This is a genomic window from Leifsonia aquatica H1aii, from assembly GCF_000633535.1.
Lineage (GTDB): Bacteria > Actinomycetota > Actinomycetes > Actinomycetales > Microbacteriaceae > Leifsonia > Leifsonia aquatica_A.
In genome coordinates this window covers 37,521-49,206 of sequence record NZ_AYMR01000001.1, presented here as the reverse complement: position 1 = coordinate 49,206, position 11,686 = coordinate 37,521, and the positions used below count along the sequence as shown (strand labels likewise).

Sequence of the window (11,686 nt, the reverse complement as noted above, 5' to 3'; positions counted from 1 at the left end):
TCTGGCTGTGCGGTGGCCGTATCGATGGCCATTGCGGTCGCGCTAGCTGCCGGAGGCGGACAGGGGAGCTTGGCGATTGCAGAGCCGGGCGGGGGAGGCTCTCTATCGAGTGAGAGTTTTACAGGTTCGAGTGTTTCCGACTCGCGCTGGTCAGGTCTCGGCTCTGCGTGTCTCACCGCGGCGACGACGGCTCCCCCTGCTGGAGCTTCCAACCTCGGAGTGTGCCCGACGCCGAATGGTTCTCCGGCGTTGGGGGAGACACCGGGCTACTTGCAACTCACCAACCAGACCACCTACACGTCCAGTGCAGCACTCTACGACCGCGCGATTCCAACGTTTGCCGGAATCGACGTGGTGTTCGACAAATGGCAGTACCTCGATGCGGGTAGACCGGGTGACGGCCTCAGCTTTTTTGCTGTGGACGGCTCATACGATCTCACAAAGATGGGTTCAGCCGGTGGCGGCCTTGGCTATATAAGGATTCCGCACGGCTATTTTGGCGTTGGTTTCGACGCCTATGGGAACTTTGTCAATACCAACGTGAGGACGGATACTGACTCTTCCCGCGGGTGCTCCAATTCGCATGAAGGGCAGTTCTTTCAGTCGGTCGGGATTCGGGGTGCTGGTGACGGAGGCGACGGGTACTGCCTGGTCGCGACGAGGCAGACCGCAACAAAATATAAGCTAAACCTGTCGGGCTCATCGCTGGATGACTCGCACCAGCTTGTGCACGTTGTGCTGTCTCCCGTGACACAGTCGACCCCGAACCCCACACTGACGGTCTCGGTGGATTTTACGGGCACGGGGAACGACTATCGGCAGGTCCTTTCCAGCCAGCTCAGCGAGGCTCCGGCGAGCCTGAAATTCGGTTTCGCGGGAAGCACCGGTGCCGCTGTATTAACACAGCTGATTCGGATGCGCTCGCTGTCGACGGTGCTGCCGCTCACTGGACTCGCGCTCACCTCTCAGGTGGACCATTCGACTACGACTGGCACTCCCTACACGCGCTTCACCACCGGCGACGTAGTACCGATCTCGTACACGGTGACGAACATGAGCGGGTCGGTGCAGTCCGGGCTAGCGATCGGGGGCACCGCACTAGGTGCGATTGCGTGTCCCGCCACCGCTATAAGTCCGGGAGACTCGGAGCAGTGCGCCGGGTCGTATACCGTGACGCAGGCGGACGTTGCAGCGGGAAAGGTTGCTAGCACGGCCACGGCGACCGCCACAAACTTCGAGCGCGATACGAGCAGTGCCTCATCCTCGTTCACGTTCTCTACGTTCGCGCTGTCACTCCCGCTCGCTGTCTCCGCGTCGACCGGATCGGTTTCTTCCGACGGAAGTACAATCACGTGGTCGTTAACCGCTACCAACCCCGGCGGTGCACCGTTGAACAGCCTGACCATTGCCGTCGACTCTTTCACCGGAAATGGAACACTGCCCTCCGTGTCCTGCCCCGCATCGGAACTGCTACCCGAGGGCGGTTCGATGACCTGCACGGTGTCGTACACGGTGACACAGGCCGACATCGATGCCGGTCGTGACCTGGTTGTGGCTGCTACTGCAAGTGCGGCAACAACCGCCGGAACAGTTGTGTCGTCAGGTACGGAGAGCGTGACCGTGACGATATCCCACGCGCCGTCCCTGGGGCTGAGTGTCTTGGTCGCCCCGGAGACAGTGACCGCCGCCGGGCAGCGGGTGGACTTTGCGTTCGAAGCCGCCAATACGGGCAATTCGACTCTGTCGTCGCTCTCGATCGCGCAGAACTCATTTACCGGTTCGGGGACTGCACCGACGATCTCCTGCCCCGCAACCCCTTTCACTCCGGGGACTTCGGTGACCTGCGCGGCACAATACACGGTGACCCAGGCCGATATCGATTCGGGCGCGGTACCCTTCAGTGTGACCGCGAGCGCAGCGCTAGCGGGGGGAGCCACCGTCTCGTCGCCAGAGATACCTGCGACCATCACCGCTGTGCAGACCCCGAGTGCTCCTGCAGTGGAAGCGGTCGCGATCAGCCCGGTCACCGCCGCGGGGCAGACGATCACCTACGCGTTTCACGTGTCAAACCCCGGCAACGTTACCCTCTCCAATCTGGCCGCACTAGCGAGCTCGTTGCCGAGCGAGACCCTCCCCAGTGACGTCACTTGTTCCGCCACCGTCCTCGCCCCGGGGGCGACAACGACCTGCCAGCGGCAGTACACCGTGACGCAGTCGGATCTCGATCAGGGGGCGGACTTGCCACTCGTGGTGGGTTTTTCGGGGCAGACTCCGTCCGGATCTGTCCTGTCCGCTGACAGTGCCACCCTCAGCGCGCAGATCACCCAAACCCCTGCCCTCGCTCTGACGGGCTCGTCCGATCTGGCCGCAGCCACCGGGGCTGGGCAGAGCCTCGCCTTCTCGCTGCAGGCGACGAACACAGGCAACGTGTCGCTGTTCGGCCTTGCGGCGAACCCCGAACCCTATACGGGCGCGGCAGAACCGACCTCTCTCGTGTGCAGCGGCAACACAACTCTCGAACCAGGGCAAAGTCTCACGTGTACCTCATCGGTTCCCGTCACGCAGGAGGACATCGACGCAGGTGCGAACCTCGTCTACGCCGCGGACGCTTCCGCGACCACGCCCTGGGGTGACGGCGTGGCGGCTCCGCAGACCGCGGTCACCGTCGCTGTGGAACAGCGACCGGCCCTGGATGTTTCGGTTTCGGCGACGCCGGACCAGGTCACTCAGGCGGGGGAAAGCGTTACCTACCGCTACCTTGTGAGCAACCCGGGTAACACGACCCTCTCATCGTTGGCTTTCGCGACGTCGTCGTTCACAGGTTCTGGGACCTTGCCGCCCGTGACCTGCCCGACGAACACCATGGCTCCGGGCGCGAGCATGACCTGTATCGGGACATACGGCGTCACCGGCAGTGACGTCTCCGCGGCACGGAACCTTGTTCGCACCGAGGTTGTGAGCGCGAAAACCCCGCAAGACGTGGTAGTCCACACGGCAGACGCGACGGCTACTGTGGCGCTGCCTAGTGCAGTGACGCCGTCGACTAATGCCGGGTCGGGCAGGCTTGCCCTGACCGGCAGCACGATTGCCTGGTCCTTGGTCGCGGTGATTCTCGCCGTGCTGGTTCTGGGCGTCGCGCTCGTCGTGTGGGCCCGGCGAAGGACGAGTAAACGCCGTCACTCCTGACGCTGGTACGTTGACCGGGCTGGAATGTATCCGGCTCGGTCAACGTACCTACCATCAGACGCGGGCGGATCTTGAGGGTCTGAATCGAACCGGTCCTCGTAGCCCTGTCGGCGCTCGTTAGGAATTGAGCAGAAACGCTCGTGAGGAATTGAGCACCTGATCCAGATTGGACGGGTGATCACCTTGGAGCATTGGGCCTTGATTCGGCGGCTGCACTTGGCGGAGGGAGTGCCGAAGGCGCAGATCGCCAGCCAGCTAGGGCTGTCGCGGAACACTGTGGCGAGTGCGTTGGCATCGCCGGAGCCGCCGACCTATCGGCAGCCGCCGAGACCGTCGGCGTTCGATGAGCTCGAGCCGAGGGTTCGGGTGCTGCTGGCCGAGTTCCCGACGATGCCGGCGACGGTGATCGCGGAGCGGGTCGGCTGGGCAGGGTCGCGGTCGTGGTTCCGGAAACGGGTCGCGCTGCTGCGACCGGAGTATTCGCCGAAGGACCCCGCGGACCGGTTGGACTATTCCCCGGGCGATCAGGCCCAATGCGATCTCTGGTTCCCGCCGGCGCGGATTCCGACCGGGACCGGGCAGTGGGCGCCGTTCCCGGTGTTGGTGATGGTCGCCTCGTATCCACGGTTCATCACCGCCCGGATGCTGCCCACCCGGAAGACACCGGACCTGCTGGCGGGCATGTGGTGGCTGCTGATTGGGCAGCTAGGCGCCGTTCCCAGGCGGTTGATCTGGGATAACGAGGCTGGCATCGGACGCAGCAACCATCTCGCGGAGGGCGTCAACGGGTTCTGTGGCACTCTGGCGACCCGGCTCGTTCAGCTTAAACCCTTCGATCCGCAGGCCGGGTTCCGCAACCGCGTCCGCCGGGACTATTACACGGCCGTCCTCGGCAACGACTACTCCGTCGACCCGGCCGCGATCGACCGGATGGTCGATGTCAGCGCCGACCTCGAACGGGTCCAAGCCCGCCTCGCCGGCCGGCTGGTCACCGACCATCCTCGCAGCTGGGGACGCGCCGGACGGATCACAACCCGGACACGTCACCAGCGCCGGCCGGCTGCGGTCCGCGTTCCAGCAGCCGCGACCCAACACCATCGACGACGGCGGGATCCTGCGGGATCTGGCCGACTACGACGCCTTCTTCGGCATCACCCTCGACTAGGAAGAGCACACCGCATGACTGCCGCCGCGATCAAGCAGATCGATCACCTCGCCCGAGCGCTGAAAGCGCCGCGCATCCAGGAACACGCCGCCCGGCTGGCCGAGCAGGCCCGCGATGCCGGTTGGTCCTACGAAGAATAGCTAGCTGCCGTCCTGGACCGGGAGGTCTCCGCCCGGGACTCCTCTGGTTAAGAGCTGCGGATCCGGGCGGTCGGGTTCCCCGCCCGCAAAACGATCGAGGACTACGTGTTCGACCACCAGCCCGCGCTCAAACGCGACACCATCCTGCACCTGGTCGGCAGGGCCTTCCTCGCAGGCGGCCAGAAAACGTCGTGTTGATCGGTCCCCCGGGACCGGGAAGACACACCCGGCGATCGCGCTCGGAATCAGGCCGCCCACCTCGGCCACCGCGTCCTCTTCGGCACGGCAACCGAATGGGTCACCCGCCTGCAAGCCGCCCACGCAGTCGGCAAGCTCGGCGCCGAGCTTGCCAAGCTGCGCCGTTACGGGCTGATCATCGTCGACGAGGTCGGCTACATCCCGATTGAGCAGGACGCCGCGAACCTCTTCTTCCAGCTCGTCTCATCCCGTTACGAGCACGCATCGCTGATCCTGACCAGCAACATGCCCTTCGCCCGCTGGGGCGACGTCTTCTCCGACCAAGTCGTCGCCGCAGCCATGATCGACCGCATCGTCCACCACGCCGAGGTCGTCACCCTGAAGGGCTCCTCCTATCGACTCCGGAACACCGAGATGGAGACACTACCCTCCGTCGGCGCCGGAAACGCGGCAGACTAACCACACAACGAAGTGCTCAAATCCTCACGAGCCAAAGTGCTCAATTCCTGACGAGCGCTGACAAGCCCTTTGCGGTTCCGGGCGCAGTCGAGGGCTGGCTGCTGGTTCGTGGATGGATGTCGGGTCCTGAATCGCGCCGGTTCGGCGCCCACCGGCGGGCAGCCTCGACCTCGCAGTACCTAGTGGGGCGTCGCGGTTCGGTGTTTCTGTCGACAAGCTACTGAATTCTCGGTCGGGTTGGTACTTAGTGTTGGTCAGGCTCCTTGGGCGCTGTGCGCCCTGTTCTATCGTGCTTGTGTTTTCATTCGATCTTGATGTGAGGTGCGGTGAGGGTGTTTCTGTTTCGGAGAGAACGGATGCGGGATCGCGTGCATGGGTGGCGTTGGGGTGTCGGCGCGGTGCTCGCGGTTCTGGTTGCTTTGGGTTCCGGGGTGGGTGCGTCCGCGGCGACTGGAATTGATCCCGGGACAGGATCCGCTGCTGGCGGCACTCAGGTAACCCTCCCCGACCCCACAGGAGGAGCGAAGTTCACGGCGGTGAGCGCCAGCAGCTCCCATTCGTTGGCGTTGGGGTCGGATGGGAAGGCCTACGCGTGGGGGTACAACAACTATGGCCAGTTGGGTAACGGTACTACTACGAGTAGCAGTGTCCCGCTGGCGGTTACGATGCCTCCGGGAGTGACGTTCACCAGCGTCAAGGCAGGTAGTTTGTATTCCACGGCTTTGGGGTCGGATGGGAAGGCCTACGCGTGGGGGTACAACAACTATGGCCAGTTGGGTAACGGTACTATTACCAGTAGCAGTGTCCCGGTGGCGGTGACGCTGCCCGCGGGGGTGACGTTCACCAGCGTCAACCTAGCTGCTGGCGGCTCTCATTCGTTGGCTTTGGGGTCAGATGGGAAGACCTACGCGTGGGGGGCCAACAACTATGGCCAGTTAGGTATCGGCACTACCACGAATAGCACTATTCCGGTGCCGGTGACGATGCCCGTAGGGGTCACGTTCACCAGCGTCAACCTAGGCTTTTCCTACTCGGTGGCGCTGGGTTCGGACGGCAAGGCCTACGCGTGGGGGTACAACGCTAACGGCCAATTGGGTAACGGCACCACCACCAATAGCAGTGTCCCGTTGGCGGTGGCGATGCCTGCAGGGCCCACGTTCACCAGCATCAGCGCAGGCGGTTCCCATACGTTGGCGCTGGATACGGACGGGAATGCCTACGCGTGGGGGTACAACGCCTACGGCCGGTTGGGTAACGGAACCACCACGAATAGCAGTGTGCCTGTCGCGGTGACGATGCCCGCAGAGGCCACGTTCACCAGCATCCACGCAGGCGACTACTATTCGTTGGCACTGGGCTCGGATGGGAAGGCCTACGCGTGGGGGCTCAACGCTAACGGCCAGCTGGGTAACGGAACCACCACGAATAGCAGTGTCCCTGTCGCGGTGACGATGCCTCCGGGAGTCACGTTCACCAATATCGATGCAGGCTCCACCCATTCATTGGCGCTGGGCTCGGATGGGAAGGCCTACGCGTGGGGGCTCAACAACTATGGCCAGTTAGGTATAGGTACCAACACGAATAGTAGTGTCCCGGTCGTGGTGACGAATTCGGTGACGGTTACGTCGGTGGCGTTTGGTGGCACGGTGGGGACCGGGCTGGTGCAGAACCCGGATAGGACGTGGTCGGTGACTACTCCTGCTCACGGGGCAGGTGCTGTTGATGTGGTGGTGTCGTGGACATGGAACGGTGTCGCGCAAGCCCCGATCACGTACACCGATGGCTTTACTTTTGAGCCCGTCGCTGTTGCGCCGACGGTTACTGATCCTTCGGATCAGACTGTGGTTGATGGTGCGAACGCGTCGTTCGAGGTCAGTGTGACGGGTACTCCGGCGCCCGCAGTTGTGTGGCAGGTTTCCCGGGATAGCGGGGCGACTTGGGAAGCGGTCACCGTGGACCCTGATGCGACGGTCTCGAGTGACGGACTGACGGTCACCGTCAAGGGAAGTGAAGCTAACGGTGGCTTCTTGTACCGGGCGACGGCGTCCAATAGTGCTGGCAGTGCGACCAGCGCCGCAGCAAGGTTGACTGTTAGCAAGACGCCGCCGATCCCGGTTGCTCCGAAGATCACGAATCCGAAGGATCAGGCCGTCAAGGACGGGGCCGTGGCAGAGTTCTCTGTCGAAGTGACTGGTACTCCCGAACCGACGGTAAAGTGGCAGCTATCTCGTGACGGTGGAAAGACCTGGCAAGCGGTGAGCGCTGACCCTACTGCGAAGCTCTCGAACGGCGGCCTGACGCTGACTGTCGCGGGAAGTGAAGCCAACGATGGTTTCCTGTACCGGGCGACGGCGTCCAATAGTGCGGGCAGTGCGACCAGTGAGGCTGCGAAGCTCGCGGTGACGCAAGAGGGTGGCGGCGGGACGCCGAAGCCGGGCACGCCCGGGGGCACGAAAACCGATGGCAGCCTCGCGCTGACTGGTGGTGGTTCCGAGCAGGGTTTGCTTGGCCTGAGTCTTGCTGCTCTGGTTTTGGGTGGCGGTCTCGTGGTGACGAACCGTGTTCTGAAGAGGCGTCAGAACCACTAGGACAAGGGGGACTGCCTGCGGGTCGTTGAGCGTGACCGACCAGGCCGCAGTTGTGCCCCTCGAAGCCGTTGCCCTTAGATTCCAAGGATCGTTCCAACAACCAACGCAGTACCTTTTGTCTGGGGTTTGTGAGTGCGCGTCTGTCCCCTGGGAGATAGACGCGCACTGAATCGGCTTGAATCGGCCTGTCTTTCGTTCCTATCGGGAGGCTTGTCCCACGGGTGCTGGGTTGGCTGATTCTTGGTCAGCGTCTTACGCGTCCTCGGCCCTGGTAGGGGTGCGCATGTCGAGCTCGCTGTGGAGCCGTTGGTTGTTCCATCACCACACCCATTCGAGTCTGGCGGGCTCGACCTGCTCGACGGTCAGCCAGGCGCCTCGCCGTCGGATCAGTTCGGTCTTGTAGAGGTTGATCACGGCCTCTGCCATCGCGTTATCGAAGCTTTCGCCGACGGTTCCCGTGGAAGGGGCTGCGCCGAGTTCGACGATCGGCTCGGTGTAGACCATCGCGGTGTCGTTCGGCCTGTGGTCCGCATGGTGGATTAGCCCGTCGAGGCGCCCGCCGACGTTCCACGCGGCCATGTCGAGGGCCTGCATTGGGACCGTAGCGTTGACGCGACGTTCCACCCGACAATGCGCGCGCCGTGAAGCCTCGATTTCCTTCCTTGTTTGAAGAACGGAGCAAAAGCCAGGCCGATTCAGACTCAGCAACCATGGACGGTTAGCTCTGAGGCTACTTACTGATGTTCTTCAGCTCACTTAACCCTTGGTTCAACCACACAAACGCTGCCCTCTCCTTACGCAACATGCAGATGCCCTTCGTGGGCGTTGACGCCGAGCTTCTATGATCGACGCTGTCGAGGTCGACAGGTCTGGACAAGACCGGCTTGTTAGGTCGACAGTGATGCGCGGCGATAGAGGCGCGAGTCCGCATGGGCAGCAAAGAGATAGAAGAGGAGACCCGAATTCGTGAGTGTTTCTGTCTCGCTTCGGTCAACCCCCAGAGCTGATTGTGCCAAGATGTTCTGTTCATCTGTCTCGTCGCGACCCGCTTCTGGGAGCCCTGTCTCCCGATCTATTTCTTCACGGGTGAACCGCATTTGGCCCTCGTCTCTTAGGCTGGAGCCAGGAGTATGAGAAAGCGGGCCCCGATGGTAACCGGCAGAGAGCACAGCCTTGGGCGGGCAGTCGAGTTACTACAAGCTGGCATCAGCGTGGACGTTGTCGGCGGACGGGGGAGCGGGAGAACAACATTTCTCCAAGCCCTCAAGAAACGTATGGAAGAGCTTGACTGGTCAGTGACATCCATACGCGGCGTTGCATCCCTGCGCCAATACCCGCTTGCTGCGTTGCATCTTTCTGGCATTGGCGCAGCTGCCGCAAGACCGGGGACAAGTCTTAACGAGACAGCAGAAACACTTCGTTCTGCGGTAATGTTTGACTCCTCGGTTCTCTTCGTGGATGACTGGCACGACCTCGACGAGGCATCATGGGGATTGGTCGAGTCAGTGCGGCGGGGCTCGGGCGTGCCGATCGTTCTATCCCGGCTACACGGACTCCGCGCCAGGCATACCCCAACAGGCATGCAAGCGTCGACCCTTGATCGTTCTTACTTGATTGCGATGACTCCATTGCGCTTCGATGACATGGAGCAGGTGCTGATCAGCTATCTTGAGGGTCCCGTTGAGGTGAGCACAGCGAGCAGAATATTCGCCAAGTCTGGTGGAAACGTTGGATTGGCGTTGAGCTTGGTGGATGCAACTAAGCGCGAGGGTTCTCTCGCATACCGCACCGATCGGCAACAGTGGGTCGCCTCCGGGGATCTCTGGAGCACAGGTCTCCGGACAGTACTCGAGGGATATCTGGAGGACCTCAGTCCTGAGGCTAGAGACGCGTTGGAAATCATCGCCATTGTAGGAGTGGCCGGCGTAGACACGGTCCGTAAACTGGTTGATTGGAGCACCCTAGAGATTCTGGAGGAACGTTCCCTCATTGCGTTTATACCCGGTGCTCCAGACGAGCTAGTGACAGTAGTTCCGCCTCTCCTTGTAGAGTTTTTTCGACATGAGCCGTACTCCGCCCGCAGGGTTCGCTTAACTGAACTCATCCTCGAACGCGTTGGTACTGTCGACTCGTTCTCAGTTGCCGTATCGAACTCCGGGTTGCGTAAGGTCCTTCCCCCAGAGCGTGAGGCGATGTTCGTGCGCGTGCTGCATGAACGAGCGCGAACTCGAAGAATTCTCGCTGGAAGCGAGTGGGAAGCGTCCCCGGCTCCTGCGGTTGCGGTCAGGTATGTTCAGGCTCTCATTCAAACCTACACACCTGAGATTGCTGCGACGATAAAGAGAGTATTTGCCAATACGACCATCCACAAGGCCGAACCTTCAGAGGTTGCGAGTTTTTTCTGTCTTCAGGCTCGCTGGCTGGCATATGGGGAGAACGATATCGGAAGATCGGCCGATATGCTTCGCGCAGGCCGCGAGCTGGATCTAGGCGTGTACTCCCGACTCCTTGATGCTGCGGAAGTTGAGATTTTGGTGAACCTCATCGGCACTCCTCAAGGCTTTGAAGAGCGGCTTGAGGTGACCGACGACTTGCCCTCGGTAGTAAAGTCCGCTCTGCTTGAAACCCAGCTCTTGATACTCGTTTCGGAGGCGCGCTTCGCCGACGCGCAGCGCGTTTATGACGAAATCGTTGACTGCGGAATGCCCCCAACGTCCCAAATGACGCAAGTCCTAAGAGCTTTCTCGCTCCTGGGTCAAGGGCGCCACACTGAAGCTATGGAGCTTCTGCTGCAAAGGTTCGATGAGGCCCAGGGCTACCTTGACATAGACGGCTTGAGGACGTTCGGGGCAGGGATCGCTGTCTGCTGTATCCACTCTGGCGACTACTCGATAATGGATGACCTCTTCGAGAAAGTGTTTGCCACCGGGGATCCAGCGCCAATACCCGCCGGGATACAACTAACCCTCCTCGCGATGTCCGCTCTTCTGGCCGCGAGAAGAGGGCGCACTTCCACTAGCGAGAGACTTGCTGAGGAGGTGGCGCGTCTGAAGACGGTGGACGGACCTCTTCCGGGCCAGGCGAACGCATGGGCTGACGTCCAGCTTCTTACCTTCAACGGCGACTCTAAGGAGGCTTCTTCGCGCCTTTGGGACTCTTCGCTGGCTCTATGGGAACGCGGAGCTCGGTTCGCGGGAATTGTCGGGCTCCTCGCCGCCGCGGAGATCGACCCAGCAGTGCAGAGGCTCGAATACCTGACGGAGTGCCTTTCTGTGGTTCCCGAAGCTGTAGTAGCTAGCGCCCATTTCAAGCTCATTTGTGCTGAGCTCTCAAATGACCCCGAGAACGTTATGCGCGCGGGAATAGGACTGGAATCGGTTGGTCGAGTCGGGTTGGCGTTTGCGGCCTTTAAGAAGGCTGCCGTACTCGCATCGGATCATCATGCCGCAGAGCTGGGGGAGAATGCGCGACGCCTCGAGTCCGAGCTGCGTTCAAACTACGGTGCGGCGGTGTTTGATTCTGAGCGGTTCGGCACGAACGCGGTGCTTCTTACTGAAAGAGAGAAACAAGTAGCGATACTGGCTGCAAGAGGTTGCACAAACCAAGAGATTGCAACACGGCTAGTCGTAAGCGTGCGAACTGTGGAAAGTCACATGTACAGAATTCTTCGTAAACTCAACTTACCTAAGCGCCAAGACTTGCCCGCGAACATTGACAGTCTGCTCGTCTAGAGATTGGATGTTCGGCCGGACGGCCGGCCTTGCGACGCGCCTCGCCTTTTGTTTATCGACACCCGGATGAATCGTCGCTCGCGACGACGGCGATGCGCAACGCGATCGGCTGGAAGACTCCCGCCGGCGCGTTCAACGAGCAGCTACCGTTGCTCCAACAAGCCGGTGTTGCAACGACCGGTTGAATCCGATCAGTTCCGCGCGAAACGCACTCGGAAC

General features: G+C 61.6%; 4 protein-coding genes and 2 pseudogenes. 5 read left to right on the top strand and 1 reads right to left on the bottom strand.

All coding sequences use genetic code 11. The features are described from left to right. Positions 1-270 precede the first annotated feature (270 nt). From U870_RS23485 to U870_RS23470, 4 genes and pseudogenes are all read left to right on the top strand, one after another. Positions 271-3,186 carry a DUF7507 domain-containing protein gene (locus U870_RS23485; protein ID WP_162819063.1) on the top strand — a complete coding sequence of 972 codons (2,916 nt, stop codon included), beginning with the start codon at positions 271-273 and terminating at the stop codon, positions 3,184-3,186. 183 nt (positions 3,187-3,369) lie between these two features. Further along, a pseudogene (locus U870_RS25095) lies at positions 3,370-4,351 on the top strand (Mu transposase domain-containing protein). A 14-nt stretch (positions 4,352-4,365) separates the two neighbouring features. Further along, a pseudogene (gene istB, locus U870_RS25140) lies at positions 4,366-5,148 on the top strand (IS21-like element helper ATPase IstB). Positions 5,149-5,504: 356 nt separating this feature from the next. Continuing rightward, positions 5,505-7,736 carry a hypothetical protein gene (locus tag U870_RS23470; protein ID WP_081815116.1) on the top strand — a complete coding sequence of 744 codons (2,232 nt, stop codon included), beginning with the start codon at positions 5,505-5,507 and terminating at the stop codon, positions 7,734-7,736. A 318-nt stretch (positions 7,737-8,054) separates the two neighbouring features. On the opposite strand, the gene U870_RS22255 is transcribed toward U870_RS23470, so the two are convergent. Then, positions 8,055-8,330: a hypothetical protein gene (locus tag U870_RS22255; RefSeq protein ID WP_025155393.1), complete on the bottom strand. Its 276-nt coding sequence runs from the start codon at positions 8,328-8,330 to the stop codon at positions 8,055-8,057. Between the two features lie 554 nt (positions 8,331-8,884). Here U870_RS22255 and U870_RS23465 point away from each other — a divergent pair. Beyond that, entirely contained in the window at positions 8,885-11,467 is a 2,583-nt protein-coding gene (locus U870_RS23465) for a helix-turn-helix transcriptional regulator (protein WP_162819061.1), read from the top strand. The last annotated feature ends 219 nt before the right edge of the window (positions 11,468-11,686 follow it).

Bases quoted from the DNA above. Each gene is read 5' to 3' on its own strand.
- U870_RS22255 (WP_025155393.1), bottom strand. From the start codon at position 8,330: ATGCAGGCCCTCGACATGGCCGCGTGGAACGTCGGCGGGCGCCTCGAC.
- U870_RS23470 (WP_081815116.1), top strand. From the start codon at position 5,505: ATGCGGGATCGCGTGCATGGGTGGCGTTGGGGTGTCGGCGCGGTGCTC.
- U870_RS23465 (WP_162819061.1), top strand. From the start codon at position 8,885: ATGGTAACCGGCAGAGAGCACAGCCTTGGGCGGGCAGTCGAGTTACTA.